We start from the raw sequence: 26,009 nt of genomic DNA, 5'->3' as shown, positions 1-26,009 counted from the left end.
GGCCGTGGCCGTGCTCTGCCGCTCCTCAGCCTTGCTGCGCCTCCGCTTTTTGTAATCAAGAAGCTGCAGGAGCGAGGCCGGATCAATCCCGGGCCGGGACCTGCCCTGGCCATATCGATGCCACTGTTTGCTGCTTATGAAACCAGTCTTGAAATCCCGTCGCCCCGTGGGGGTTGCCTGCCTGCTGCTGTGCCTGGCGCTCGCTGCCTGCAATGGCGACAAACAGCCTGCGGCCGCCGCTGCCGATAGCCAGACGGCGCTGCGCCGCGAAGGCAATCTGGTCGTGGTTCCGCCGCAATCTCCGGTGCTGGCGCAGCTGAAGCTGGCCCAGGTTACCCAGGAACAGGTCCAGACCCTGATCTCCGCGCCGGCCAATATCGAGGCCGAGCCTGAAAAGCTGGTCAAGATCACGCCTCCGGTCGCGGGCCGGCTGGTGCGTCTGCACCGGCAGCTGGGCGATCCGGTCAAGGCCGGCGAGGCCTTGATCACCATGGACTCCTCCGATATCTCGAGCGCCCGGGCCGACAATGCCAAGGCCCAGTCCGCGCTGCTGCTGGCGCGCCAGGAGTTCGACCGCCAGAAGCTGCTGTTCGATGCCGAGATCGCGGCGCGCAAGGACTATGAGACCGCGCAGCAATCCCTGGTCGCAGCCAGCGCCGATGCGCGCGCGGCGACCGATCGCCTGGCCCAGCTGGGCGCCGATGTGCAGGCCATCTCGCGCGGCAGCTATGTGATCAAGTCACCGATCAGTGGGCGCGTGGTGGAGATGGCGGGCTCGCAGGGCGGCTACTGGAACGATGTGAATGCCTCGGTGATGACCGTGGCTGACCTCAGCAAGGTCTGGCTCAGCGCCAACGTGCCCGAGCGCGACCTGGCTCGTGTGGATGTGGGCCAGGAGGCGCATATCGCGCTGACCGCCTATCCCGACCTCAAGCTCGAAGGCCGTGTGCAATACGTTGGCGAGATCGTCGACGCCGCCACGCGCAGCGTGAAGGTGCGCGTGGCGGTGGACAACCGCGAAGGGCGGTTGCGCCCCGGCATGTTTGCGCGCGTGAGCTTCGACGGCCCGGGCCGCGACGCCCTCATGGTGCCGACCACGGCGCTGCTCCAGGGCAATGTGAGCGCGCGGGTGTTCGTGGACAAGGGCCGCTCGGACAAGGGCGCGCGCTTTGAGCCACGCGACGTGCAGGTCGGCGTGCAGCAGGACGGCAAGGTGGAGATCCGCTCTGGCCTCGCGGCCGGCGAGCGCATCGTCGTCAACGGTGGAGTGCTGCTGCAATGATCGAGCGCATCGTCAATCTCAGCTTCGCGCGCCGTGGCGTGGTGTGGCTGATCTTCATCTTCGCGGCCCTGTATGGCGGGTTCAGCTGGAAGCAGCTGCCGCTGGAGGCGTATCCCGACATCGCCGATGTGACCTCGCAGATCGTCACCCAGGTGCCGGGCCTGGCGGCCGAGGAAATCGAGCAGCAGATCACGATTCCGCTGGAGCGTGCGCTGCTGGCCACGCCGGCCATGCATGTGCTGCGTTCGCGCAGCCTGTTCGGCCTGTCGCTGATCACCGTGGTGTTCGAGGACGGGGTCGACGGCTACTGGGCGCGCCAGCGCCTCAAGGAGCGCATGGACGAGGTCGATCTGCCCTATGGCGCGCGCGCTGCGCTCGACCCCTACAGTTCGCCCACGGGCGAGGTCTACCGCTATACCTTGGAGAGTCCCACGCACAGCCTGCGCGAGCTGTCCGAGCTGCAGCAGTGGGTGGTGATCCCGCGGCTCAAGAAAGCCCAGTCCGTGGTGGACGTGACGAATTTCGGCGGCCTGACCACGCAGTTCATGCTCGAGCTCGATCCCGCGCACCTGCTGCAGTACGGGCTGACCCTGTCCCAGGTGATCGATGCCATCAATGCCAACAACGCCAGCGGCGGCGGCAGCGTCATAGACCGCGGCGAAGTCTCCTATGTGGTGCGCGGCGTGGGCTTGCTGAGATCGCTCGACGACATGGGCAATGTGGTGGTCAAGACCTCGGACAACGGCACTCCGATCCTGGTCAAGGACCTGGGACGCCTGACCTATGGCAATGTGGAGCGCCGCGGCATTCTGGGCAAGGACGACAACTCCGACACGCTGGAAGGCATCGTGCTGCTGCTCAAGGACGCCAATCCCTCCAAGGCGCTGGAAGGCATTCATGCCGCGGTGAAGGAACTCAACGAGAAGCTGCTGCCGCCCGACGTCAAGGTCGTTCCCTATCTGGACCGCACCACGCTGATCGAGCGCACCACGCATACCGTGGGCAAGACACTGGCCGAAGGCATGATCGTCGTGACCCTGGTGCTGCTGCTGTTCCTGGGCAGCCCGCGCGCGGCGCTGATTGTGGCACTGACCATTCCCATGGCGCTGCTGCTGGCCTTTGTGTTCATGCATCACGCCAAGATCCCGGCCAATCTGCTGTCGCTGGGAGCCATCGACTTCGGCATTCTGGTCGATGGAGCCGTGGTCGTTGTCGAGAACATTCTGCGCCGCCGCGAGGCCCAGGAGGACAAGCCCTTGACGCCGCGCGATGCCATCTCGGCCACGCTGCAGGTGGCGCGTCCCATCTTCTTCGGCATGTGCGTGATCGCGGCCGCCTATCTGCCGCTGTTCGGCTTCGAGCGCATCGAGTACAAGCTGTTCTCGCCCATGGCCAGTGCCGTGGGGGCGGCCCTCGTGGGGGCGCTGGCCGTGGCGCTGCTGCTCACGCCGGGCCTGGCATGGCTGGCCTTCCGCCGTCCGCGCAAGATCTTCCACAACCCCGTGCTCTACTTCCTGGGCGAGCACTATGACCGCTTCCTTGGCGCGGCCGTGGGGCGGATGCGCTGGCTGGTCGGGGCCGTGGCGGCGGCACTGGTGGCGCTGGTGCTGCTGGCCGGCACCATAGGCCGCGATTTCCTGCCCTATCTGGACGAAGGCTCGATCTGGCTGCAGGTGCAGATGCCGCCCGGCATCACGCTGGACAAGGCGCGCGACATGGCCGACGAACTGCGCCGGGCCACGCTGGAGTTCCCCGAGGTGTCCTACATCGTGACCCAGACCGGACGCAACGACGACGGCACCGATTACTGGACGCCCTCGCATATCGAGGCCAGCGTGGGCCTGCATCCCTACGACCAATGGAAGTCGGGCCTGAACAAGCAGCAGCTGATTGCCAAGATGGCCGAGCGCTTCGAGAAGCTGCCCGGCTATACCGTGGGCTTCATGCAGCCCATGATCGACGGCGTGCAGGACAAGCTCTCGGGTGCGCACAGCGATCTGACCGTGAAGGTCTACGGCCAGGACCTGAGCGAGGACCGGCGCGTGGCCGACGAGATGGTGGGCATTCTGTCCAAGGTGCCCGGTGCGGCCGACGTGGCCGTGGACATCGAGCCGCCGCTGCCCAATCTGCGCATAGACCTGGACCGTGCGGCCGCCGCGCGCTACGGCATCAATGCCGCCGATGTGGCGCAGCTGATCTCCACGGGCGTGGGCGGGGCCTCCATAGGCCAGCTCTACGTGGGTGAACGCAGCTACGACATGACGGTGCGCTTCGCGCCCGGCACGCGCAGCAACCCCGAGGCCATAGGCGCGCTGCGCCTGGCCGCGACCAACGGCGCCCAGGTGCCGCTGGCCGACGTGGCTCGCATCAGCACCACTGTGGGCCAGAGCGTGATCGTGCGCGAGGGCGGCGAGCGCCACATTCTGGTCAAGCTCAATGTGCGCGGCCGCGATCTCGCGGGCTTCCTCAAGGATGCACACGAGGCCCTCGATACTCACCTCCAGTACGACCACCAGAAGACCCATATCGAGTGGGGCGGCCAGTTCGAGAACCTGCAGCGTGCCGAGGCGCGGCTGCTGGTCATCCTGCCGCTGACGCTGGGCATCATGCTGGTGCTGCTGTTCGGCGAGTTCGGCAATCTGCGCCAGCCGCTGCTGGTGCTGGGCGTGGTGCCGCTGGCCATGATAGGCGGCTTTGCCGGACTGCACCTGCGCGGCATGACGCTCAATGTCTCGAGTGCCGTGGGCTTTATCGCGCTGTTCGGCGTGGCCGTGCTGTCGGGCGTGCTCATGGTCTCGCAGATCAACCGGCTGCGCCGCGAGGACGGGCTGCAGCTGCGCGAGGCCGTGCTCGAGGGGGCATCTAGCCGTATGCGCCCGGTGCTGATGACGGCCACCGTGGCCGCCTTCGGCCTCACGCCGGCCATGCTGGCCACGGGCTTGGGCAGCGATGTACAGCGGCCCCTGGCCACCGTGGTGGTCTGCGGCCTGGTCAGCGCCACCTTGCTGACGCTGCTGCTGCTGCCCAGTCTCTACTACGTGATCGAGCTGCGTGCCCAGCGTGCGGCAGAGCGCAAGCGCCGGCGTGCGGCCGAGCGCGGCGAAGTCGACGACGAGGATGCCGCTTCGGTGACGACATCGGCCGTCGCAGAGCGCATGGCCCCCTGAGTCCGGGCCCGCGCGATACCTACGAACTTGGAAGCACCATGCAATTTCCCTTCCTCTCCCTCAAGCGCCTGGCTGTGCTGCTGGCGGCGCTGGGCCTGGGCGGCACGGCATTGGCCCAGGCAGCGGCGCAGCCTGCGGCCGCCGGGCTGCGCCTTAGCGACTATCTGAGCGCCGTCGAGCAGCACAGCCTGGACTTGCAATCTCAGCAACAGAACGTGGTGTCGGCCCAGGCCGGTGTCGGCATCGCGGGCATACGCCCCGATCCCCAGCTCTCGCTGGGGGCCGCGCGCGAACAGGTCAGGAGCGGCCTGCCGCGTCCGCTGAACCGGAGCTACGAGCTCAGCATGGAGCTGGAGACCGGCGGCAAGCGCTCGGCCCGCATCCGTGCCGCGCGCAGCCAGGTGAAGCTGGCCGAGGCCGGCGTCGAGGGCTTTCGCACCCAGCTGTTTTCCGATGCGGCCCAGGACTTCACCCAGGCCTGCCGCGACCGCCGGGCGCTGGAGCGCAAGGAGCAGACGCTCAAGGCCCTGTCCGATGTGGTCAAGGCCAACGAGGTGCGGCGCAAGGCCGGCGACATCGGCACCGTGGAGTGGCGGCAGTCGCGCGTGGAGCGCGACCAGTTCCAGGCCGATGTGACCCAGGCGCGCGCCGATGCCCAGACCTCGCGTCTGGCCCTGAGCGTGCCGCTGGGGCGCAAGCTCTCGCAGGTCTTCGGCTCCGAGGATCTGCAATGCGATTTCCAGCCCTTTGCGAACGACAAGAACATCGACGCCCTGGTGGTCCAGGCCCTGCAGGTGCGCAGCGATGTGCGTGTGGCCCAGGCCACGCTGGATAATGCGCGCGACAACGCCGGCGTGGCCCAGGCCAACCGATGGGTCAATCCCACGCTGGCCGTGGGCATGACCGCCATACCGGCCACGTCAGCGGGCCTGGATGCCGAGGGCAAGGCCTTCGATGCGGGCAATCGCTCGCGCATGCTGTCGGTCTCGGTGAGCATGCCCATCCCGTTCTCGCGCCTGAACCGCGGCGAGGTGCTGCAGGCCGAGGCCGTGGTGACCCAGGCCATGCTGGGGCTGCAGCAGTCGCAGCACAAGGCCGAGGCCGATGTGCGCTCCGCCTATTTCCGCTTCGCGGCGGCGCAGGAGAACGTGGAGCGCTATCGCAGCAATGTGCTGGCCGATGCGCAGCGCGTGCTCGAGAGCATTCGCCTGTCCTACCGCCACGGCCAGGCTTCGCTGCTGGAGCTGCTGTCGGCCCAGCGCTCGGCCGATCATGCCTATCTCGGCTATCTGCAGGCCGATGCCGATCTGGCCAAGGCCACTGTGGATCTGCAACTGAGCATAGGCCAGCGGCCCGCGCTGTGATGAGCGGAGTAGATGGACAGGGCTGGCGTGCGCGCATCTTGCGCCACAATCAGCGGGTCTTTCACGCCCTGAGCTCCGCCCTGCATGCCATGACCGTCGAACCGCAACGCTTTGTGCATCTGCGCCGGGCCCTGATCCTGGCCGGCATGGCCGCGACCATGGCAGCCATCTTCGCGCTGGATACGCTGACCGAGTATGCGGTGGCCGCGGCCGTGTTCCACACGGCCATCATCCTCGTGGCGGTGCGCTGGTTCAGCCCGCGCCTGGTGATAGGCGTCACGGCGCTGTGCATAGCGCTCACCCTGGCCAGCTTTGCGCTGACGCCGGCCGGCGCCTACCGCACCGGACTCATCAACACGGGCATCAGCATCCTGGCCATCGTTATCACGGCCTATCTGGGCCTGAAGATGGTGGCCGCCCAGAATGCGGCCCACGCGGCACAGACCCAGCTGCTGCGCATCACTCAGGCCACCAGCCTGGGACAGGTGACGGCCTCGATCGCCCATGAGGTCAACCAGCCGCTGGCCGCCATCGTCACCAGCGGCAATGCCAGCCAGCGCTGGCTGGCCCAGCAGCCGCCGAATCTCGAAAAAGCCGGCCAGGCGCTGGAGCGCATCCTGGGCGATGCGCGGCGCGCCAGCGAGGTCATTGCGCGTATCCGCTCCATGGCGCGCGGCGAGGGGCCGAGCAAGCAGAAGTTCGATCTCAACGAGGCGGTGCGCGAGATGGTGAATCTGTCGGGCGCGGACCTGAACCAGCGCTCCATCGCCATGGACCTGCAGCTGGCGCCGGGCTTGGCGCCGGCCTGGTGCGACCGAGTGCAGTTCTTGCAGGTGCTGGGCAATCTGCTGCTCAACGCCATGGACGCCATGCAGGACACTCCGGCCGTGCAGCGGCGCATTGCCGTGGCCACTCAGGCTCTGGGCCAGCAGCTGGTGCTGACCGTCACCGATGCGGGAGAGGGACTGTCGCCACAGGCCAAAAGCCACCTGTTCGATGCCTTCTGGACTACCAAGCGCGAGGGCATGGGTCTGGGGCTGAATATCAGCCGCCACATGGCCGAGGCCAACGGCGGCCGCATCTGGGCCACGGACCGAGAGGACGGGCGCCGCGGCGCAGTGTTCCATGTGACCATCGCGGCTTTCGTCGCACCGGCAGAGCCCGCAGCAGGAGGACACCAGCTTGGCTGAACTCGAAACCGTGTATGTGATCGATGACGACGCCTCGGTGCGCGCGGCCATCGAGGATTTGCTTCTCTCCGTGGGCCTGGCCGTGTCCGCCTTCGGCGCGACGCGCGACTTTCTCGCCCATCTGGAGCTGAGTCCGCCCGAGGGGCCGGCCTGCCTGGTGCTGGATATCCGCATGCCAGGCCAAAGCGGCATGGAGTTCAGGCGCCAGATGCTGGAGCAGGGCCTGCGCTTTCCCACCATCTTCATCACCGGGCATGGAGATATTCCCATGAGCGTGGAGGCCATGAAGACCGGGGCCATAGAGTTTCTGACCAAGCCGTTTCGCGATCAGGATTTGCTCGATGCCATACAGCAAGGTATTGCCCTTGATCGCCGGCGCCGTGCGCAGGATGGGCAGTTGCTGGAGTTGCGTTCGCGTTGGAATTCGCTGTCCAGTGGGGAGCAGTCGGTGTTGATTGGCGTGGTGCGAGGCCTGCTCAACAAGCAGATCGCGGGGGAGCTGGATGTCAGCGAAATCACCATCAAAGTCAGACGATCTCAAGCCATGCGCAAGATGGAAGCTGGCTCGGTTGCCGAGCTGGTGCGCATGCTGGAGAAGCTGAGCATCCGCTGATGCCAGCCACATGGTTGGCCTGCCGGGTGTCACTTCGCGGGCGCAGCAGGTGTTGTGGGTGCCCGTACGGCGAACGTAAAAATTGTTCGTGTCGGTTTCCATGTGCAGATTGCGCATGAATTTTCTGGAGCGTGTGCGGGTTTGCCAGTTCACAATGGCGGGTTCGCCAGGAGCGGTCAATGCGTCAGCAAAGAACATTCGATAACAAAATTGATTTCGGCAAGCTTTGCATGGGCAGTTTGATGTCCTTGTGCTTGATGTGGGGGCTGACTGCTCATGCGCAGCAGAGTGCGCTGCCAGTCCATGCAGGCAGTGAAGAAGCCTCTGGCGCATCGTCAGCAGCTGATGCGGGTGGGGGAAGCACAGAGCCTGAGAAGTGGAATGCCAAGTTCCAGGCCACCTATGTCTGGCAGCGCAAGCCGTCCTTTTCTGCACCCTATACCGGAGAGAAAAGCTTGCTGCCAGGGCGCGAGCGCAGCTACTCCTTCACGACCACTGCATCTCTCGGATACCGTCCATGGGCCGGGGGGGAGGTCTATCTTGATCTGGAAGGCGCGCAGGGCATTCCTCTGTCGGGACTGGCAGGCCTGGGTGGCTTTACCAATGGGGAATTGGCCAAAACTTCGGGAGCAAAATTGAAGCTCTATCGCGCCCGTGCATTCTTGCGCCAGACCTGGAGTCATGGCGGTGAGCAAGAGGCGGTGGAGTCAGAGGCAAGGCAGTTGGCGGGCATGGTGGACAAGCGTCGTACTGTGCTCACGGTGGGCAATCTGGCGGTCATCGATATCTTTGACGACAACCGCTACAGCCATGATCCGCGCACGCAGTTCATGAACTGGTCGCTGATGACTCAAGGCGCGTTTGACTATGCCGCAGATGCCCGAGGTTATAGCTGGGGTGCGGTGCTGGAGTGGTTCCACGACGACTGGGAGGTGCGCTTCGGTCGCTTCATCCAGCCCAAGGAGCCCAACGGTCAGCCGTTGGACTATCGAATTTTCAAGCACTATGGCGATCAGCTGGAAATAGCCCACGCACACACGCTGGCGGGGCAGCCGGGCAAGCTGCGGGCTTTGGTCTTTCGCAACCACGCCGTGATGACGCGCTATGACGATGCACTGAACCTGGCGGCGCAGACCGGGGCGGTGCCGGATCTGAATGCTGCGCGCTACGGTGCCAGAAGCAAGCGCGGCTTCGGCATCAACCTGGAGCAGGCGCTGAGTGACGACGTGGGTCTGTTTGCCCGTGGCAGCTGGGCGGATGGCAAGACAGAAATCTATGCATTCACGGAAATCGACCGCTCCCTTTCTGCGGGTGTGCTGATCCAGGGGCGCAAATGGGGAAGGGCGAACGATACGCTGGGCATAGGCGTGGCGCGCAATTTCCTCTCGTCCACACACCGCCAGTATCTGGCAGAGGGCGGAGTGGGGGCGTTCATTGGTGACGGGCGGCTGAACTACAAGCCCGAGAATATTCTCGAGATGTTCTACAGCGTGGGGATCAGCAAACAATCCAGCATCAGCTTTGACTGGCAGCATATCCGCAACCCTGCATACAACGCGGACCGTGGGCCCGTCAACGCACTGGCTGTGCGTTTGCACACCGAGTTCTGATCTAGAAAAACCGCAGGATGATCTGGTGCAGGCCGGCCGTCATCAAGGTATAGCGCAGGAATTTGCCAACTGCCATATAGGCGACGCAAGGCCAGAAAGGCAGGCGCACCCAGCCGGCGACCGCGCACAGCGGGTCGCCGACGACGGGCAGCCAGCTCAGCAGGCAGGCCTTGGCGCCGTATTTGCGCAGCCAGTAACGGGCGATGCGGTTCCAGCGTGACTTGTGGTGCATGTTCTGGGGCGGCGGCTCTCCATGTCGGCGCAGCTTCTTGGCCTTGTTCCAGGCCTGGTTGGCGGCCAGTCCCATCCACCAGCTGATGGCCCCACCCAGCGTGTTGCCCGCCGTGGCGACCACAATGGCGGGCCAGAACAGGTCGGGGTTGGCTGAGACCAGGGCGGCCACCACGGGCTCTGAGCCCAGCGGCAGCAGGGTGGCCGAGACCAGAGCCACGACAAACACGGTGCTAAGGCCCAACTCTGGCAGGGCCAGCCATTGCAGCAACTGATGTATCCACGCTTCCATAGGGCGGCTAGTTTAGGCGGGTCGCTCAATTCCCTGAACTTTGCATCCTGTCATTTCTCAGTCATCAGCCTGCTTGCAGGCTGTTGATATATGGTTTCTTATCCAAATGTGTACACGGGTGTTATCCGGTAACGCCAGATCAATGGGAGTAGGAATGGCTTTCAGCCCTCTAAAAAAAATGATGCGATCGAGTCAGGCAGCAGGCTTGGCGGTCGCTTTGCTTTTGATAGCTGGTTGCGCACCGAACATCAAGACCATCGCGCCGTCCGATGCCAGACCAGCGGTCACGGTGGCTGCCGATCTGGTGCCGCTGGCGACGCTGGCGCCCGGCATCAAGCAGGACATGCGCTATGTCTCCAAGCACAACTTCATGGGCCGCCCCGTGGCTGGCTATGAAGCCGGGGTTTGCTGGCTCAGCCGCGTGGCCGCCGAATCCCTGGCAGCTGTCCAAAAGGAACTGGCAGGACAGGGGCTGGCTCTCAAGGTCTATGACTGCTACCGACCCCAGGCGGCCGTCGACGACTTTGTGCGCTGGGGTCGCGATATGGCCGATCAGAAGAACAAGGATATGTATTACCCGCGCGTGCCCAAGAGCGAGCTCTTCAAGCGTGGCTACATCGCCGAGAAATCGGGTCACAGCCGTGCCAGCACGGTGGACATGACGCTGCTGGTGGTGGATGCCAAGCGCGCCAGAAAGCTGGTGCGTGGGCCGTTGGCTGATGGTATCGAAGTGGACATGGGCACGCCCTTCGATCTCTTTGACGAGCAGTCGCATACCGACAATGCCCAGCAGTCGCCCGATGTGCAGCACAACCGCCGCTGGCTGCGCAGCCTGATGCAGCGCAATGGCTGGAAGAATCTGCCCGAGGAGTGGTGGCATTACACGCTGGTCAGCGAGCCCTATCCAGAGCAGTACTTTGATATGCCGGTGCGTAAGAACTGAGACGCCGGTGGTGCATTGCTCGATAGTGACTTGCCTCGCAGGGTGATGCATGGAGTTTGGTTTTGCTGAAAATTTGAGCAGGTATAATCCGGCCCTCTTTTCCAGCGCCCGGTCTGTGTCAGACATTGCCTGCCGCAGAAACCAAATTCTCTCCATGCCCGCCCTGCACATTGGTCATATTCCATTGGCAAATCGTCTGTTTGTCGCTCCCATGGCGGGTGTGACGGACCGGCCGTTTCGGCAGCTGTGCAAGGCACTGGGGGCCGGTTATGCGGTCAGCGAGATGGTGACCAGCCGCAAGGACTTGTGGAACAGTCTCAAGACCAGTCGCCGAGCCAACCATGAAGGCGAGCCTGGGCCGATCTCGGTCCAGATTGCCGGCACCGAAGGGCCCATGATGGCCGAGGCTGCCATCTACAACATCGAGCGCGGCGCGCAGATCATCGACATCAACATGGGCTGCCCGGCCAAGAAGGTCTGCAACAAATGGGCGGGCTCCGCCCTGATGCAGAACGAGCCGCTGGCCGTGGAAATTGCCCGGGCCGTGGTGGAGGCCGCGCGTCCCTACAACGTGCCCGTCACCCTGAAGATGCGCACCGGCTGGTGCGATTCGCACAAGAACGCAGTTCTGCTGGCGCGCCAGTTTGAAGATGTCGGCATCCAGATGCTGACCGTGCATGGCCGCACGCGCGAGCAAGGCTACAAGGGCTTTGCCGAGTACGACACGATTGCGGCCGTCAAGCAGGCCGTCAAAGTGCCCGTGGTGGCCAATGGCGATATCAACAGCCCTGAAAAAGCCCGCGATGTGCTGGCCTATACGGGGGCGGACGCCATCATGGTCGGCCGTGCAGCCCAGGGCAGGCCGTGGATCTTTCGCGAGATCGCGCACTTTCTGGCCACCGGCGAGCATCTGGCTCCCCCCCTGGTGGCCGAGTTGCGTCGTCTGCTGCTCGAACATTTGCAAGATCACTACAGCCTGTATGGCGAGGGAGTCGGCGTGCGCAGTGCCCGCAAGCATATTGCGTGGTATCTGCGAGCTCTGCCGGGCGGGGAAGAGTTCAGAAAACACATCAACACTATTGAGGACTGTGCGGTGCAATGGCAGGCCGTGGCCGACTATCTGGATGCCCTGGGGCAGCAGATGGAGCGGATCCCGGCGGCCACGGCCGCTGCTGAACCAAGCAGCGAGCTGGACGAACCGGCAGAAATGGCTGCATGAGCAATCAGAATTTAGAACAAGTCGTTCGCGATAGCCTGGAGGGCTATTTCCGCGATCTCGAGGGCGAAACACCGGCCAATGTCTATGACATGGTGATTCGCCTTGTCGAAAAACCGCTGCTGGAAGTGGTGATGGGCCAGGCCGACAACAACCAGTCGCGCGCCGCCGAATGGCTGGGCCTGAATCGCAACACCCTGCGCAAGAAGCTGGTCGATCACGAGTTGCTCTGAGCGACGATGCTACCGAATCCATAGCTGCAAGCGCTCGATATATCTGCACTTGCAGCTTGTTTTTATCCAAACTTTGAATTGACGCCCATGAAAGCTCTGATCTCCGTCTCTGACAAGACCGGTATCGTCGAATTTGCGCAAGCCCTGCACGCCCTGGGCGTGCAGCTGCTGTCCACCGGTGGCACCGCCAAGCTGCTGGCTGGCGTGGGCCTGCCCGTGACCGAAGTGGCCGAAGTCACCCAATTCCCCGAGATGCTGGACGGCCGCGTCAAGACCCTGCACCCCATGGTGCACGGTGGCCTGCTGGCTCGCCGCGAACTGCCCGAGCACATGGCTGCTTTGAAGGAACATGGCATCGAGACCATCGATCTGCTGGTCGTGAACCTCTACCCCTTTGAAGCTACGGTGGCCAAGGCCGGCTGCACGCTGGCCGACGCCATCGAGAACATCGACATTGGCGGCCCCGCCATGGTGCGTTCCGCTGCCAAGAACTGGAAGGATGTGGGCGTTCTGACCGCCGCCGACCAGTACGAAGCCGTGCTGGCCGAACTCAAGGCGAGCGGCAAGCTGTCCGACAAGCTGCGTTTTGCGTTGTCCGTGGCGGCCTTCAACCGCATTGCCCAGTACGACGGAGCGATCAGCGACTACCTGTCTAGCGTCAAGTTCGAAGACGAAAAGCTCAGCGAAGAATATGTGCCCGAGCGCGCCCTGTTCGGCGGCCAGTCCAACGGCCATTTCATCAAGGTGCAGGATCTGCGCTACGGTGAAAACAGCCACCAGCAAGCTGCCTGGTACCGCGACCTGTACCCCGCTCCCGGCTCGCTGGCCACGGGCGTGCAGCTGCAGGGCAAGGAGCTGAGCTACAACAATATCGCCGATGCCGATGCGGCCTGGGAATGCGTCAAGAGCTTTGACACCCCTGCCTGCGTGATCGTCAAGCACGCCAACCCCTGCGGCGTGGCCGTGGGCGCAAATGCCTTCGAAGCCTATTCCAAGGCCTTCCAGACCGACCCCACCAGCGCGTTTGGCGGCATCATCGCCTTCAACCGTCCTGTGGACAAGGCCGCTGCCGAAGCCGTGTCCAAGCAGTTCGTCGAAGTGCTGATGGCTCCCGAGTTCAGCGCCGAAGCCCTGGAAATCTTCAAGGCCAAGGTCAATGTGCGCCTGATGAAGATCGCTCTGCCCGCCGGCGGCGCAACCGACTGGGACAACGGCCGCAACGCCATCGAGTCCAAGCGCATCGGCTCGGGCCTGCTGCTGCAGACCTCGGACAACCATGAGCTCAAGCTGGCCGACCTGAAGGTCGTGACCGTCAAGCAGCCAACGCCTGAAGAGCTTCAGGACTTGCTGTTCGCCTGGAACGTGGCCAAGTTCGTCAAGTCCAACGCCATCGTCTTCTGCAAGAACGGCATGACCATGGGCGTGGGTGCAGGTCAGATGTCGCGCCTGGATTCGGCCCGCATCGCCTCCATCAAGGCCGAAGCCGCCAAGCTGTCGCTGCAGAACACCGTCGTGGCGTCGGATGCCTTCTTCCCCTTCCGCGACGGCCTGGACGTGGTGGTCGATGCCGGTGCTACCTGCGTGGCCCAGCCTGGCGGCTCCATGCGCGATCAGGAAGTGATCGATGCGGCCAACGAGCGTGGCGTGGCCATGGTCTTCACCGGCGTGCGCCACTTCAGGCACTAATTGCTTCCCCTGAGGCGCTATCGCGCCTTCCCCCTCTCTGGCGCTGAGCGCCGCAGGGGGACGACAGCCTCGCTGCGAGGCGGCTCTTGCTCGCTGTCCCTTTGATGGGGCATACCTGTTCGGGTAAGGTGCTCAATGGCTGGCGTCTGCCGGCCATACTTTTTTGTGAATCTGCTTTGGTATGACTGATCCTATCGACGACGAAGAAAACTACCCGCCGCGTCCGCGCTGGATTGGCTGGCTGATCGGGCTGGTCATGCTGGCGTCGGCCCTGGGCGTGGCCAATATCGGCTGGCGCATCATGCGCGTCAGCTCTGCCGAGCAGGCCACGGAGGCGCTGGTGCAGAAGCACCCGGAGCTGGCCCAGGGCAAGAAGCTGGTGGAGCAGTCCGACTGCATGCGCTGCCATGGATGGGATCGCAAGTATGTGGGACCGTCCTTTGTCTCGATTGCCCAGAAGCACGAGGCCCAAAGCGATGCGCAAACCTATCTCGCAGGCAAGATTCGCGCTGGCAGCGTGGGTGTCTGGGGCAATGTCATCATGCCGCGTCACCCGCAGATCAGCGAGGAGCAGTCCTTGCTGATGGCGGCCTGGGTGTTGTCGGCCCAGCCGGTTCAGGCCGAGTAGGCTGGTGGATGGAATCAGACGGATGGGGGCGGATCGCTTGTCCGGCCTGAACGCGCAGGCCGCTGGCGTCTGTCGTCGGCCGCCCTTTTTGGCCCTGCCGCCCCTGTCCTGTGCCGCGGCGCTGCTTTCATAATCTGCACATGGCAAAACCCGCGCGTGCTCCCGCTCTTCGTCCCGCCGATCAAGCAGTCCATGGACCCGGGCCTGGTCCGGCCCGCCAGCGTGGCTTTGTCTTCTGGGCCATATGGGTGAACATCGCCACCTATGCGATCTATCCCACGGCCAACTGGCTGGCTAGCCTGCGCGACCAGCGCTATGACTTCATAACGCGCTGGGATGCCATGATTCCGCTGGTGCCGGAATTCATCTTTGTCTATTTCTCGTTTTTCCCGTTTCTGGCCCTGCCGTTCTGGCTGGTGGGGCAGCCCGGTACGGCGGCACTGGGCAAGCGCCAGGTGTTGGGTACGCTGATCTGCGGTCTGATCTTCGTGCTGTTCCCGGCAAATTTGGCCTTCGAGCGCGCGATTCCCGAATTCGAGCCCTATCGCAGCATTTTTGCGACCATGTTCTTTGTGGACAAGCCGCACAATCTGCTGCCCTCGCTGCACATCGTCTACACGGCGCTGACCTGTCTGGCCATCTGCCAGGCGCAATGGCAGCGTGGTCGCTGGGGGCTGTGTCTGCTGATTGCGCTGTGGAGCGCGGCAATCTGCGCCTCAACCATGCTGGTGCATCAGCACCATGTGCTGGATGTGGTCACTGCGCTGATGCTGGTGCCAGTGCTCTGCCTGCTGATTCGCCCGGCCGATGTGCCGCCGCAGCCTCCGCGCATCTGAGCCGGACAGGATCGCTGTGCCGCGGGCCTTTTTTGAATCCTGCGCCAGTGCTCGCTTGCGTGCAGGACTGCAGCGCGATTTTTGAGCGCGGTGCAGGCTTCGTGAAGCGCGGGCCTGACTAGTCTGTTTTGAGATGGGCGTGCAGCCGGGCCTGCACAAAACATGCAGATGCACTGGTGATGCTGCAGGGAATCTGCGCATCATTGGTGAAATCCCTAGGATGCCTTTTTGACAAAAAGGACCGGGCCGAAGACGCCGCGCCAAAAGCGTGGCTAAGAACGTGTTTACGTTCTCAAAGCCCGGGGATATGCATGCAGTGGCTGAAAACCAAAACCATTGAACAGGCGCTGGCCGATTCCGACGAGCCGGGCCGCCAGCTCCAGCGCACGCTGGGTGTTTTCGATCTGATGATTCTGGGCCTGGCCGTGGCCGTGGGCGCAGGGATTTTCTCGGTGGGGGCTCGCGCAGCCGGCAGCTTTGCCGGCCCGGCCGTGATTTTTTCCTTCATTTTGGCGGCCGCGACCTGCGCGCTGGCCATCATGTGCTATGCGGAGTTCGCCTCCACCGTGCCCGTCACGGGCAGCGCCTATACCTATACCTATCTGACGCTGGGCGAGGGCCTGGCCTGGATCATTGGCTGGAACCTGCTGCTGGAGATGATCTCGGCCGCTGCCGTGCTGGCCAAGTACTGGGGTATCTATCTGTCGGCCGTGTTCTCCACTGCAGGGCTGGAGATCGCGCAGAGCGTCGAGATCGGCGGCTTCTCGCTGAACTGGGGGCCGTTCTTCATCGTGGCCGTGTTCACGGCCTTGCTGATTGCGGGCACCCAGGTCTCGGCCAAGGTCAACAACCTGTTCACCGTCATCAAGCTGGCGATCACCGTGTTTGTGATCGTCGTCGGCTTCACCTATATGAACACCGACAACTTCACGCCCTTTGTTCCCGCCGCACAGCCGCCTGTGGTGGCCCATGGCGTCAGCGGCGATGTGTGGGGCCAGCCCATGCTGGCCTGGCTGTTCGGTGCCGAGCCCAGCCAGTATGGCTGGCTGGGCGTGATCTCGGGCGCATCGCTGGTGTTCTTCGCCTTCCTGGGCTTTGATGTGGTGGCAACCTCGGCCGAAGAGGTCAAGGACCCGCAGCGCACGCTGCCGCGCGGCATTCTCGGCGGGCTGGTGCTGGTGACGGTGCTCTACATCCTGGTCACGCTGGCGCTGACCGGCATGGTGCCCTATACGGCACTGGCCAGGGCCGAGAACCCGTCGCTGGCCACTGCATTCATTGCCGTGGGCGCTGGCTGGGCGGCGCAGGTCATCTCGGTGGGCGTGCTGATCGGCATGACCACCGTGGTCATGGTGCTGCTGATGGGCAGCTCGCGCGTGTTGCTGGCCTTGTGCCGCGACGGCCTGCTGCCGCGCAGCTGGGGCGTGACATCGGCCAGGCGCAAGACGCCGGTTCGCCTGCAACTGGCTGTGGGCGTGATCGTGGCGCTGCTGGCAGGCTTTACCAAGGTGGAGCTGCTGGAGGAGATGATCAACATCGGCACGCTGTCGGCCTTTGTGCTGGTCAGCATCGGCGTGCTGGTGCTGCGCAAAAAGCGTCCCGACGCCGGAGCCGGCTACCGAGTGCCTTTTGTGCCTGTGCTGCCTGTGCTCTCGGCCCTGCTGTGCTTTTATCTGATGCTGAATCTGACCACGCTGACCTGGCTGCGCTTTGTGGGCTGGATGGCGCTGGGTGCGCTGATCTACATGGCCTATGGCATGCGCCATTCGCGTCTGGCTCAGGCAGATAAAAAGTGAGCTGCTAACGCTTGATATTCATAGATTTCAATATGTTTTATATCTGAAATCGTTTTATAGCAAGCGTAATAAGCTATCAAAATAAAAGCCCTGCGGGGAATGCTCTGCAGGGCTTTTGCATTGGTTAGAGTGCTGGGCATGAGTACCGAACCCACCGAGACCACGCCGACCCGCACCCCCATCCAGTCCGCCGAAGACGGCCAGCAGCGCTGCCGCTGGTGTCTGGCCACGCCCGGCTATGTGCACTATCACGACCGCGAATGGGGGTTCCCGGTGGACAGCGATCAGCGTCTGTTCGAGAAACTCTGTCTGGAAGGCTTTCAGTCCGGCCTGAGCTGGCTGACCATTCTCAACAAGCGCGAGAACTTCCGTGCAGCCTTTGCGGGTTTCGATTTCCGGCGCGTCGCGCAGTTCGGCGAGGCCGATGTGCAGCGCCTGCTGCAGGACGCAGGCATCGTGCGCCACCGCGGCAAGATCGAGGCCGTGATCAACAACGCCCAGCGGGCCATCGAAATGGTCCAGGCCGAAGGCTCGCTGGCCGCGTTCTTCTGGCGCTATCAGCCGGCGGTGCCCTCGGCGGGAGGGACCATTCAGGCCCAGACGCCGGAGTCGCAAACCCTGTCCAAGGAGCTCAAGAAGCGCGGCTGGAAGTTTGTCGGGCCAACCACCATGTATGCGCTGATGCAGGCCATGGGCATGGTCAACGACCATGCGCCGGGCTGCATCACCAGAGCGGAAGTGGAGCGCGCCAGAGCCGCTTTTCAGAGGCCCTGAGGGCGGGCTTGTTCTGCCTTGCAGGCCCGGGGGTCAGACCTTGACCAGCAGCCCCGGCGCGCTGGCCAGAACTTTCATGGAGGCTTCGGTGCTGGCCGTGAACTGGCGGCTGCTGATGGTGTTCACATATACCCAGTCGGCGCGGCAGGCATCCGCCGTGGCCGTCACCAGCATATAGCCGCGGCGCGAGGTGTCGCAGTATTTGAGCGGCTTGATGAGCTGCTGCAGCGCAGCGGCCAGCGTGGCGGGGTCTTCGCCCGGCAGGTATTGCTCAAAGCCCGGCGAGCTGACCGAGGAGGTCGCAAACTCCACGCCCACGGCCTTGCCGTTCATGTCCTGCAGCTCGCTGGCCCAGGCGTTGTGCGTGTCGCCTGCCAGCACCACCAGCTTCTTGCCGAGCTGACGCGCGGAGCCCAGAACGGTCTCGCGCGCGGCCTGATAGCCATCCCAGGCGTCCAGGTTGTAGGGGATCGAGGGCTGGGCCAGGATGGCCTGCTCCTGAGGCGTGAGTGTGGCCGGCGCGGTCTGCGCCTTGGCCGCCAGCGCTGCATACTGCGAGACCGATACGCCCGCGCCTGCTTGAATGGTTTCCATGAGTATGGGGGCGGGAATGTTCATGCGCCCCATCAGCACCTGCTGGCCCAGCACCTGCCAGGTGGCACGGGAGGCCGCCATCTGCTGTTGCAACCACTGTGTCTGGGTCTGACCCAGAAGCTGACGCGCCGGGTTGGCCATGGCCGTGGCGAAGCCCGCCGAGTCGATGCCGGCAGAGGTCATGAAATCGGCATAGTCCAGCTGCTTGTCGCGGCCTATCACGCGGGTGTCCAGCATGTGCAGCGAGACCAGATCGCCAAAGTCGAAGCTGCGGTAGATCAGCTCGGCGCTGGCAGTGCGCGTAGGCATCCACTCGTGGTAGGCCTGCATGGCAGCGGCCTTGCGCATGGCAAAGTCGCCCTCGCCGGGCTGGTGATTCTCGGCTCCCGCACTCCAGGTGTCGTTGGCAAATTCGTGGTCGTCCCAGATGGCAATCATGGGCGCGGCAGCATGCAGAGCCTGCAGGTCTGCATCGCTCTTGTACTGGGCGTGGCGCTCGCGGTAGTCGGCCAGCGAGAGAATTTCTCCGGCAGGATTGACCAGGCGGCCCATGGCTCCAGCCTGGGCCGAGGCATAGCCGCCGCGCGCGTATTCATAGATGTAGTCGCCCAGGTGTACCGTGGCATCCAGGTCGCTGCGCCTGGCCGCATCGGCGTATACATTGAAGTAGCCGGCCGGATAGTTGGCGCAGGAGAAGACAGCCAGCCTGACCTGGGCCACCGAGCCGGTGGGCAGGGTGCGCGTGCGCGCTGCCGCCGACGTCACGCCATGGGCGCGGAAGCGAAAGTGATAGGCCGTGGCAGGCTTGAGGCCGCCGGCATCGACCTTGACCGTGAAGTCCCTGGCTGCGGTGGCGCTGCTCTCGCCACGCGCCACGATGGAGGCGAACGCTGCATCGCTGGCAAGCTCCCACTGCACGGGAATGTCTGCCTGGTGGCCGGCGGGCGGGGTGATGCGGGTCCAGAGCATCACGCGGTCGGACAGCGGATCGCCGCTGGCCAGGCCATGGGCGAAGCTGACCTTGGGGATGGCTGGCTCCGTCGCCGGCTGGCCGTCATCGCCGCCGCCGCAGGCCGCCAGCGGCAGCACGGTCATGGCGCCGGCGCTCCAGGCCATCTGGCGCACAAAGTGGCGGCGGTTCAAGTCACTGGCTTCGGCTGCAGTGTCTTTGAGCAGGTTGTGCAGCGTCGGCTTGCTGGATTCGTCGGTCATGGTGCTTTCATTGCTGACAAAAACGCGAGCGTGGCAAGCGTCCATGACGTGGCTGTGAAAGCAAACATGTCTTTGCAGAAGGCGGCGCAAGCGCTGTCTGCTGCAGAAAATAAAAAGCCCTGCAGACATCGGCTGCAGGGCCTGGGCGGAGCGGCGAATTTACAGCGTCCTGAACACTTCGCGTGCCGCTTCGATGGTGCGGTCGATATCTTCTTCGCTGTGCGCTGCGCTGACAAAGCCTGCCTCATACAGCGCCGGTGCAAAGTAGTGGCCGCGCTCCAGCATGCCGTGGTAGAACTTGTTGAAGACCTTGCCGTCGGTCTTCATGACCTGCGCGTAGTGCGTGGGCAGCTCGGGCAGGAAATAGAAGCCGAACAGCCCGCCTTGCCAGTCCACGCTGAAGGGAATGCCGGCGGCATTGGCTTCGGCCTTCAGGCCCTGCATCAGGTGGCCGGTCTTGAGGTGCAGCTCGGCGTGGAAGCCGGGACGGCTGATCAGCTCCAGCGTCTTGAGGCCGCAGGCCGTGGCAATGGGGTTGCCCGACAGCGTGCCGGCCTGGTAGACGGGGCCCAGCGGCGAGAGCTTTTCCATGATCTCGCGGCGTGCACCGAAGGCCGCCATGGGCATGCCGCCGCCGATGACCTTGCCCATCACGGTGATGTCGGGCGCAAAGCCTTCGATCTCCTTGGCGTACAGGCTCTGGGCGCTGCCCAGGGCGACGCGAAAGCCCGTCATGACTTCGTCATAGATCAGCAGCGCGCCATGCTCGCGGGTCAGCTCGCTGATGCGACGGGTGAAGTCCACCGAGGCGCGCACAAAGTTCATATTGCCGGCAATCGGCTCCATGATGACGCAGGCGATGTCGCCGCCCATCTTGGCAAAGGCCTCTTCGAGCTGAGCGATGTCGTTGTACTCCAGCACGATGGTGTCTTTGGCCACATCGGCGGGCACACCGGCCGAGGACGAGGCGCCAAAGGTGGCCAGGCCCGAGCCGGCCTTGACCAGCAGCGCATCCGCATGGCCGTGGTAGCAGCCGTTGAACTTGATGATCTTGTTGCGGCCGGTGTAGCCGCGCGCCAGGCGCAGCGCACTCATGCCGGCTTCGGTGCCGGAGCTGACCAGGCGCACCATGTCCATGCTCGGCACGAGGGCGCGAATCTTCTCGGCCAGCACGACTTCACGTTCGGTGGGAGCGCCGAAGCTGAAGCCTTCGAGCACTGCGGCCTGCACGGCCTCGACCACTTCGGGGTGGCCGTGGCCCAGGATCATGGGGCCCCAGCTGCCGATGTAGTCGGTGAACTGCTGATCGTTCTGGTCCCAGAAATAGGCGCCTTGCGCGCGCTTCACAAAGCGCGGCGTGCCGCCCACGGCGGCAAAAGCGCGCACGGGCGAGTTCACGCCGCCAGGGATCACGCCCTTGGCGCGCTCGAACAGTGCAGTATTCAGATCAGTGTTTTGTGTCATGGGAAGGAATCACAAAGCCTTCAATCGGCTTGGAGTCGGGTTCGTCATCGGTGGAGTCTTCGGCCTGCTCGTCTTCGGACTCCTCGTCCTCGGTGGGCTGGGCCCAGAAAAGACGATCCGGCAGATAGTGGCCCATGCCGGGGCGAAAGCCTGCATCCAGGCTGTGGTCCAGGTATTCCAGCGCCTCCAGGGTTGCGGCGCCCAGATCGTTGCCGGTGGCCAGCAGGGCCGTGATCGCTGCGGACAGCGTATCACCGGCACCTGTGAACGTGGCGTCAAACAACTCGTACTTGCTGTTGCCCAATACGGACTGGGCCGTGGTCAGCACGTTGTCCACGAACTGGTCGGGCAGGGGGATGCCGGTCACCAGCACATAAGGCACTTCCAGCGCCTCGGCGGCCATGGCGATGTCGCGCGCCGTGGGCGCGCGGCTGTTTTCCCAGTCCGGCAGCAGCCAGCGCCACAGCGTGTTGTGGTTTCCAACCAACACCGAGGTTTGAGGCAGGACAAGCTCCTTGAACGCATCCAGGTACTGATCCTGCTTGTCGTCCTCCCACCAGGACAGGTCCGGCATGTAGCTGATGATGGGAATGTCGGGGTAGTCCGAGGAGATCGTGGCAATGGCGGCCAGGTTGGCAGGACTGCCCACGAAGCCGACCTTGATGGCGGTGACGGCAATGTCCTCCAGCACCATGCGCGCCTGCTCGGTCACCGCGTCGTCGTCGAGTGCAAAGTGCTCGTAGATGCGGGCCGTGTCTCTGGCGTAGGCGCCGCAGGCCACCGGCAGCGCATGACCGCCGATGGAGGAGATGGTGGCGATGTCGGCCGAGAGTCCGCTGGCTCCGCTGGGGTCACTGCTGTTGAAGGACAGCACGCAGACGGGAGCGGATTCTGTCGCTTCTTCCTGGCGGGTGCGGCGAGGGGGGGGGGAGGAGATGGGATTCAATGCCATGGCGCACCCCAGTTTGCACCCGGGAATGCAAGGGTGGGAGCCGGGGTTGTGACTAGATACAATCGTTGCATTCTATGTGAAGCCCCTTTAAGCTGTGACTGACCCTAAAACCTGGATGTGTTTGACCTGTGGCTGGCTTTATGACGAAGCCCAAGGCAGCCCCGAACATGGAATTGCTCCGAACACCCGCTGGGAAGATGTGCCCATGAACTGGACATGCCCGGAATGCGGTGCACGCAAAGAAGACTTTGAAATGGTGGAAATCTGAGTGCAAGAGCCGCTCACTCCATCAACGACTGAATTGGGAGGAATTTCACCGTGACAGCATCTGGTGCGCCTTTGCGCGTTCTGGTCGTGGATGACAGCAACACCATCCGCCGCAGCGCTGAAATTTTTCTCAAGCAAGGTGGTCACGAAGTTCTTCTTGCCGATGATGGCTTCGATGCCCTGTCCAAGGTCAATGACTACCAGCCCCAGCTCATCTTCTGCGACATTCTGATGCCCAAGCTCGATGGCTATCAGACCTGCGCCATCATCAAGCGAAATGCTCGCTTTGCCAATACGCCCGTCGTGATGCTGTCATCCAAGGACGGTGTATTCGACAAGGCCCGAGGTCGCATGGTGGGCTGTCAAGACTATCTGACCAAACCATTTACCAAAGATCAATTGCTGCAAGCCGTACAACAATTCGCGCTGCATGCTGCAGATGTGGGAGCTGCATGATGACAATTCAAAAAGTTCTGGTCGTTGACGATTCCAAGACGGAGCTGATGGCTCTGAGCGATATTTTGCAAAAGCAGGGCATGCAGGTGCGTACCGCGGAAAATGGCGAGGAAGCCATGAAGCGCCTGGCCGAAGACAAGCCCGACCTGATCCTGATGGACGTGGTCATGCCCGGACAGAACGGCTTTCAGCTGACGCGCGCCATCTCGCGCGATCCTCTGTATGCCGATGTGCCCATCATCATGTGCACCAGCAAGAATCAGGAAACCGACCGGGTCTGGGGTATGCGTCAGGGCGCACGTGGCTATATCACCAAGCCCGTGGATGCAGCCGAGCTGCAAGCCAAGATCGCCGCTCTATAACGAGCTGCGCTGCTTATGGCGAACCGTGAAGCCCTCCGAGATCTTCAATCCCGTCTGGCCGGGCGCCTGCAGGCAGCACGCAGCGAAGGCGTCAGCGTGGCTGCCTGGCTGGCAGTGCAGGCTGGCGGACGGGATTATTTGCTGCCGCTGAATCAGGCGGGAGAAATCTTTCCCTGGACTGGCGTTCAGCCCGTCCCATACACACAGGCCTGGTTTCTGGGCATCGCCAATCTGCGCGGTGCTTTGATGGGGGTTGTGGACCTGGCTCAATTGCTGGGCCATGGCAATGTCCGCAATGAGCAGGAGTTGATGGACTGCAGCCTGCTGGCCTTCAACCCTGCCTTGGAGGTCAACGCGGCCCTGCTGGCCGATCGTCTGCTGGGCCTGCGCGCCGCCGACGCGTTTTCCAGGTCCGAGCCCGCGCCTGAGCACTCCCCGAGTTTCTTTGGAGCCGTCCATATCGATGCGAGCGGCCGCCGCTGGCAGGAGCTGAAATTGCAGCCCCTGTCTCAAACCGCCAAATTTTTGAGCATTCGTGCTTGAGGTTCCTGGATACAGCGCTATGTCCTTTGCACAGAAAATAAATCAGTTGTTCCGACGCAAGCCCATCGGGGCAGCCGCCAGTGGTGATAGCAGCATGATGGGAGACACGGTCGTACAGGATCTGTATGACGGCTCGCTCAACAGCGTGCAGGGGGCACCTTCCGTCTTTGGCGTCGAGGAGGCTGCCCGTGCGGATGAGCTGGTGAGCCTGCCCATTCTCGGCACGGCCACGACGGCCAAGCACCAGCGCACCTTGTTCACCTTGCTCGGTGGCTCGGTGCTGGTGCTGGTGGTGCTGTCGGCCTGGATGCTGCGCGAAGCCAGCAACTCCAACCAGCAGCTGGCGGCAACCGGTCAGGCGCTGATGCAGTCGCAGCGTCTGGCCAAGTCGGTCTCCATTGCCATGACGGGGGCCGCTCCAGCGTTTGCCGACGTCAAGGACAGCGCCGGTGTTTTGGCGCGCAACGTGCGAGCGCTGGCTGCCGGCGATTCCGACCTGGGCGTGAATGCACTGGGCGGTGGTTTGCAGGACGAGCTCAGCTCCATCAGCACCCTGATGGAGCGCGCTGAAAAGAGTGCGGGGCTGATCCTCGGGCAGCAAAAGACGCTGACCCAGGTGGGCGACGCGCTGCGCACCATCAACCGTCAGTCCTCCGATCTGCTGGAAACCGCGGAAACCATTTCATCGCTGAAGCTGCAGCAAGGCGCCGGCGCGGCCGAGATCTCTGCGGCCGGCCAGCTGGTGATGCTGACCCAGCGTATTGCCAAGTCGGCCAACGAATTCCAGACTCTGGAGGGTGTGAGCCCCGAGGCCGTTTTCCTGCTGGGCAAGGACTTGAACTCCTTCAAGGAAATCTCCGAAGGTCTGCTCAATGGCAGCGCCGAGATGCGGCTGTCGGCGGCACGCGATCCCCAGGTGCGTGAACAGCTCGAGACGCTGATCAAGCAGTACGACGATACGCGCACGCAGGCCAGCGCCATTCTGGGCAATCTGCAAGGTCTGGTGTCGGCCCGTGAAGCGCAGACCAGCATCAACAACGACAGCGAACCGCTGCGCCAGCAGCTGGAGCAGCTGCAGACGGCTCTGCAGGGACTGGGCGGGGCCAGCATGCTGCAGCTGGCTTTGCTGGCCATCGCCATTTTGACCGTGGTTCTGAGCGGTATCGGCATCTCGCGCGTGCAACTGCTGGACAGCCGGGCGCGCCAGCAGGAAGCCGAGCGTCACCAGGTCGATGCCCGTTTGCAGGAGCAGGAAGCCAAGCGCATCAACGACGCCAACCAGGCCGCCATTTTGCGTTTGATGAACGAGCTGCAATCGGTGGCCGAAGGCGATCTGACGCAGGAAGCCACCGTGACCGAGGACATCACCGGCGCGATTGCCGACTCGGTGAACTACACGGTGGAAGAGTTGCGCGCGCTGGTGGGCTCGGTGCAGAACACCGTGACCCGCGTGGCCCAGACCACCGAGCAGGTGGACGTCACATCGACCGAACTGCTGGCTGCATCGAACGAGCAGCTGCATGAAATTCGCGAAACCGGCAAGTCGATTCTGGACATGGCCGGCCGTATCAACAACGTCTCGGCCCAGGCGCAGGAATCGGCACAGGTGGCCCGCCAGTCGCTGCAGGCTGCGGACTCGGGTCTCAAGGCCGTGCAGAACGCCATCGGCGGTATGAACTCCATCCGCGATCAGATCCAGGACACTTCCAAGCGAATCAAGCGCCTTGGTGAATCGTCCCAGGAGATCGGTGAAATTACCGAACTGATTTCGGACATTACCGAGCAGACCAACGTGCTGGCGCTGAACGCTGCCATTCAGGCCGCATCTGCCGGTGAAGCCGGTCGCGGCTTCTCGGTGGTGGCCGAAGAAGTGCAGCGTCTGGCGGAACGCTCGGCAGACGCCACGCGACAGATTGCCGCGCTGGTGAAGGCGATTCAGACCGATACCCAGGATGCCGTGGCCGCCATGGAGCGTTCTACCCAGGGTGTGGTCGAAGGGGCCCGTCTGTCCGACTCTGCGGGTACCGCACTGTCTGAAATCGACAGCGTGTCGCGCCGACTGGCCGAGCTGATCGAGCAGATTTCCAGCTCCACTTCGCGTGAAGCCAATATGGCCAACGGCGTGGCGGAAAACATTCAGCACATTTTTGCCGTGACCGAGCAAACCGGCGAGGGCACCCGCACCACGGCACAGCAGGTGCGCGAGCTCTCCCATATGGCTGAAGAGCTGCGTCAGTCCGTTTCCCGATTCAAGATTGCCTGATTTGACCGGCTCTTTCTCTCGTAAAAATGCACGAC

The 26,009-nt window shown here is 63.4% G+C and carries 23 protein-coding genes; 19 read left to right on the top strand and 4 right to left on the bottom strand.

Annotation, left to right across the window (positions count from 1 at the left end):
* Window positions 1–136 precede the first annotated feature (136 nt).
* The 6 genes from P353_RS05765 (at window position 137) to P353_RS05740 (ending at window position 9,226) form a co-directional block, all read left to right on the top strand.
* Entirely contained in the window at window positions 137–1,282 is a 1,146-nt protein-coding gene (locus P353_RS05765) for an efflux RND transporter periplasmic adaptor subunit (protein ID WP_034366501.1), read from the top strand.
* Entirely contained in the window at window positions 1,279–4,449 is a 3,171-nt protein-coding gene (locus P353_RS05760; RefSeq protein ID WP_034366498.1) for an efflux RND transporter permease subunit, read from the top strand. The genes P353_RS05765 and P353_RS05760 overlap by 4 nt, the downstream gene beginning before the upstream one ends.
* 38 nt (window positions 4,450–4,487) lie before the next feature.
* Window positions 4,488–5,813 (top strand): TolC family protein, encoded by a 1,326-nt coding sequence (locus P353_RS05755; RefSeq protein WP_034366495.1) that lies wholly within the window; start codon window positions 4,488–4,490, stop codon window positions 5,811–5,813.
* A gap of 89 nt (window positions 5,814–5,902) precedes the next feature.
* On the top strand, window positions 5,903–7,003 hold the full coding sequence (locus tag P353_RS05750) for a sensor histidine kinase (protein ID WP_034366613.1): 1,101 nt from the start codon (window positions 5,903–5,905) through the stop codon (window positions 7,001–7,003).
* Window positions 6,996–7,616 carry a response regulator transcription factor gene (locus P353_RS05745; protein WP_034366491.1) on the top strand — a complete coding sequence of 207 codons (621 nt, stop codon included), beginning with the start codon at window positions 6,996–6,998 and terminating at the stop codon, window positions 7,614–7,616. Before P353_RS05750 ends, P353_RS05745 begins: the two co-directional genes overlap by 8 nt.
* Window positions 7,617–7,858: 242 nt before the next feature.
* The gene (locus tag P353_RS05740; protein WP_232776274.1) at window positions 7,859–9,226 is read left to right on the top strand and encodes a carbohydrate porin; all 1,368 of its coding nucleotides are present in this window, start codon (window positions 7,859–7,861) and stop codon (window positions 9,224–9,226) included.
* A gap of 1 nt (window position 9,227) precedes the next feature.
* Here the strand turns inward: P353_RS05740 and P353_RS05735 are convergent, their stop codons facing one another.
* Window positions 9,228–9,749, bottom strand: coding sequence for a YqaA family protein (locus P353_RS05735; protein ID WP_012839739.1), 522 nt, complete (start codon window positions 9,747–9,749; stop codon window positions 9,228–9,230).
* 205 nt (window positions 9,750–9,954) lie between these two features.
* On the opposite strand from P353_RS05735, the gene P353_RS05730 reads away from it, so the two are divergent.
* The 8 genes from P353_RS05730 (at window position 9,955) to P353_RS05695 (ending at window position 17,861) form a co-directional block, all read left to right on the top strand.
* Window positions 9,955–10,692: a M15 family metallopeptidase gene (locus tag P353_RS05730; protein WP_230957827.1), complete on the top strand. Its 738-nt coding sequence runs from the start codon at window positions 9,955–9,957 to the stop codon at window positions 10,690–10,692.
* A 154-nt stretch (window positions 10,693–10,846) separates the two neighbouring features.
* A complete protein-coding gene (gene dusB, locus P353_RS05725) occupies window positions 10,847–11,911 on the top strand; it encodes a tRNA dihydrouridine synthase DusB (RefSeq protein ID WP_034366485.1) in 1,065 nt (354 codons plus the stop codon).
* Window positions 11,908–12,141: a Fis family transcriptional regulator gene (locus P353_RS05720; protein ID WP_003071135.1), complete on the top strand. Its 234-nt coding sequence runs from the start codon at window positions 11,908–11,910 to the stop codon at window positions 12,139–12,141. The genes dusB and P353_RS05720 overlap by 4 nt, the downstream gene beginning before the upstream one ends.
* 87 nt (window positions 12,142–12,228) lie before the next feature.
* Window positions 12,229–13,827 (top strand): bifunctional phosphoribosylaminoimidazolecarboxamide formyltransferase/IMP cyclohydrolase, encoded by a 1,599-nt coding sequence (gene purH, locus P353_RS05715; RefSeq protein WP_034366482.1) that lies wholly within the window; start codon window positions 12,229–12,231, stop codon window positions 13,825–13,827.
* Between the two features lie 181 nt (window positions 13,828–14,008).
* Window positions 14,009–14,455, top strand: a complete 447-nt coding sequence (locus tag P353_RS05710; protein WP_034366480.1) for a c-type cytochrome — start codon at window positions 14,009–14,011, stop codon at window positions 14,453–14,455.
* A gap of 140 nt (window positions 14,456–14,595) precedes the next feature.
* Window positions 14,596–15,291, top strand: a complete 696-nt coding sequence (locus tag P353_RS05705; RefSeq protein ID WP_052084737.1) for a hypothetical protein — start codon at window positions 14,596–14,598, stop codon at window positions 15,289–15,291.
* 311 nt (window positions 15,292–15,602) lie between these two features.
* Complete coding sequence (locus tag P353_RS05700) at window positions 15,603–17,087, top strand: amino acid permease (RefSeq protein WP_034366476.1); 1,485 nt, start codon at window positions 15,603–15,605, stop codon at window positions 17,085–17,087.
* 138 nt (window positions 17,088–17,225) lie between these two features.
* Window positions 17,226–17,861, top strand: coding sequence for a DNA-3-methyladenine glycosylase I (locus P353_RS05695; RefSeq protein ID WP_052084746.1), 636 nt, complete (start codon window positions 17,226–17,228; stop codon window positions 17,859–17,861).
* 33 nt (window positions 17,862–17,894) lie between these two features.
* On the opposite strand, the gene P353_RS05690 is transcribed toward P353_RS05695, so the two are convergent.
* From P353_RS05690 to thiD, 3 genes are all read right to left on the bottom strand, one after another.
* Window positions 17,895–19,667 carry an alkaline phosphatase D family protein gene (locus P353_RS05690; protein ID WP_034366600.1) on the bottom strand — a complete coding sequence of 591 codons (1,773 nt, stop codon included), beginning with the start codon at window positions 19,665–19,667 and terminating at the stop codon, window positions 17,895–17,897.
* Between the two features lie 159 nt (window positions 19,668–19,826).
* Window positions 19,827–21,131 (bottom strand): glutamate-1-semialdehyde 2,1-aminomutase, encoded by a 1,305-nt coding sequence (gene hemL, locus P353_RS05685; RefSeq protein ID WP_034366473.1) that lies wholly within the window; start codon window positions 21,129–21,131, stop codon window positions 19,827–19,829.
* On the bottom strand, window positions 21,115–22,083 hold the full coding sequence (thiD, locus tag P353_RS05680; RefSeq protein ID WP_034366470.1) for a bifunctional hydroxymethylpyrimidine kinase/phosphomethylpyrimidine kinase: 969 nt from the start codon (window positions 22,081–22,083) through the stop codon (window positions 21,115–21,117). Before thiD ends, hemL begins: the two co-directional genes overlap by 17 nt.
* Before the next feature lie 115 nt (window positions 22,084–22,198).
* Here thiD and P353_RS05675 point away from each other — a divergent pair, with 115 nt between their 5' ends.
* From P353_RS05675 to P353_RS05655, 5 genes are read left to right on the top strand one after another with little or no spacing between them, the layout of a single operon-like run.
* Window positions 22,199–22,351: a rubredoxin gene (locus tag P353_RS05675; RefSeq protein WP_034366468.1), complete on the top strand. Its 153-nt coding sequence runs from the start codon at window positions 22,199–22,201 to the stop codon at window positions 22,349–22,351.
* 50 nt (window positions 22,352–22,401) lie between these two features.
* Complete coding sequence (locus P353_RS05670; RefSeq protein ID WP_034366465.1) at window positions 22,402–22,806, top strand: response regulator; 405 nt, start codon at window positions 22,402–22,404, stop codon at window positions 22,804–22,806.
* Complete coding sequence (locus tag P353_RS05665; protein ID WP_003071159.1) at window positions 22,806–23,168, top strand: response regulator; 363 nt, start codon at window positions 22,806–22,808, stop codon at window positions 23,166–23,168. The genes P353_RS05670 and P353_RS05665 overlap by 1 nt, the downstream gene beginning before the upstream one ends.
* A gap of 15 nt (window positions 23,169–23,183) precedes the next feature.
* Window positions 23,184–23,711, top strand: a complete 528-nt coding sequence (locus P353_RS05660) for a chemotaxis protein CheW (protein ID WP_034366462.1) — start codon at window positions 23,184–23,186, stop codon at window positions 23,709–23,711.
* Between the two features lie 19 nt (window positions 23,712–23,730).
* The gene (locus P353_RS05655) at window positions 23,731–25,974 is read left to right on the top strand and encodes a methyl-accepting chemotaxis protein (protein ID WP_034366458.1); all 2,244 of its coding nucleotides are present in this window, start codon (window positions 23,731–23,733) and stop codon (window positions 25,972–25,974) included.
* The last annotated feature ends 35 nt before the right edge of the window (window positions 25,975–26,009 follow it).

Origin of the sequence: Comamonas testosteroni (assembly GCF_000761245.1) — a bacterium.
Taxonomy (GTDB): domain Bacteria; phylum Pseudomonadota; class Gammaproteobacteria; order Burkholderiales; family Burkholderiaceae_C; genus Comamonas; species Comamonas testosteroni_C.
This window is presented reverse-complemented; position numbering and strand designations above follow the sequence as displayed.

What these genes read in the sequence shown, in the direction of transcription:
- P353_RS05765 (WP_034366501.1), top strand. Translation starts at nt 137, where the DNA reads ATGAAACCAGTCTTGAAATCCCGTCGCCCCGTGGGGGTTGCCTGCCTG.
- P353_RS05760 (WP_034366498.1), top strand. Translation starts at nt 1,279, where the DNA reads ATGATCGAGCGCATCGTCAATCTCAGCTTCGCGCGCCGTGGCGTGGTG.
- P353_RS05755 (WP_034366495.1), top strand. Translation starts at nt 4,488, where the DNA reads ATGCAATTTCCCTTCCTCTCCCTCAAGCGCCTGGCTGTGCTGCTGGCG.
- P353_RS05750 (WP_034366613.1), top strand. Translation starts at nt 5,903, where the DNA reads ATGACCGTCGAACCGCAACGCTTTGTGCATCTGCGCCGGGCCCTGATC.
- P353_RS05740 (WP_232776274.1), top strand. Translation starts at nt 7,859, where the DNA reads ATGTCCTTGTGCTTGATGTGGGGGCTGACTGCTCATGCGCAGCAGAGT.
- P353_RS05735 (WP_012839739.1), bottom strand. Translation starts at nt 9,749, where the DNA reads ATGGAAGCGTGGATACATCAGTTGCTGCAATGGCTGGCCCTGCCAGAG.
- dusB (WP_034366485.1), top strand. Translation starts at nt 10,847, where the DNA reads ATGCCCGCCCTGCACATTGGTCATATTCCATTGGCAAATCGTCTGTTT.
- P353_RS05720 (WP_003071135.1), top strand. Translation starts at nt 11,908, where the DNA reads ATGAGCAATCAGAATTTAGAACAAGTCGTTCGCGATAGCCTGGAGGGC.
- purH (WP_034366482.1), top strand. Translation starts at nt 12,229, where the DNA reads ATGAAAGCTCTGATCTCCGTCTCTGACAAGACCGGTATCGTCGAATTT.
- P353_RS05710 (WP_034366480.1), top strand. Translation starts at nt 14,009, where the DNA reads ATGACTGATCCTATCGACGACGAAGAAAACTACCCGCCGCGTCCGCGC.
- P353_RS05705 (WP_052084737.1), top strand. Translation starts at nt 14,596, where the DNA reads ATGGCAAAACCCGCGCGTGCTCCCGCTCTTCGTCCCGCCGATCAAGCA.
- P353_RS05700 (WP_034366476.1), top strand. Translation starts at nt 15,603, where the DNA reads ATGCAGTGGCTGAAAACCAAAACCATTGAACAGGCGCTGGCCGATTCC.
- P353_RS05695 (WP_052084746.1), top strand. Translation starts at nt 17,226, where the DNA reads ATGAGTACCGAACCCACCGAGACCACGCCGACCCGCACCCCCATCCAG.
- P353_RS05690 (WP_034366600.1), bottom strand. Translation starts at nt 19,667, where the DNA reads ATGACCGACGAATCCAGCAAGCCGACGCTGCACAACCTGCTCAAAGAC.
- hemL (WP_034366473.1), bottom strand. Translation starts at nt 21,131, where the DNA reads ATGACACAAAACACTGATCTGAATACTGCACTGTTCGAGCGCGCCAAG.
- thiD (WP_034366470.1), bottom strand. Translation starts at nt 22,083, where the DNA reads ATGGCATTGAATCCCATCTCCTCCCCCCCCCCTCGCCGCACCCGCCAG.
- P353_RS05675 (WP_034366468.1), top strand. Translation starts at nt 22,199, where the DNA reads ATGTGTTTGACCTGTGGCTGGCTTTATGACGAAGCCCAAGGCAGCCCC.
- P353_RS05665 (WP_003071159.1), top strand. Translation starts at nt 22,806, where the DNA reads ATGACAATTCAAAAAGTTCTGGTCGTTGACGATTCCAAGACGGAGCTG.
- P353_RS05660 (WP_034366462.1), top strand. Translation starts at nt 23,184, where the DNA reads ATGGCGAACCGTGAAGCCCTCCGAGATCTTCAATCCCGTCTGGCCGGG.
- P353_RS05655 (WP_034366458.1), top strand. Translation starts at nt 23,731, where the DNA reads ATGTCCTTTGCACAGAAAATAAATCAGTTGTTCCGACGCAAGCCCATC.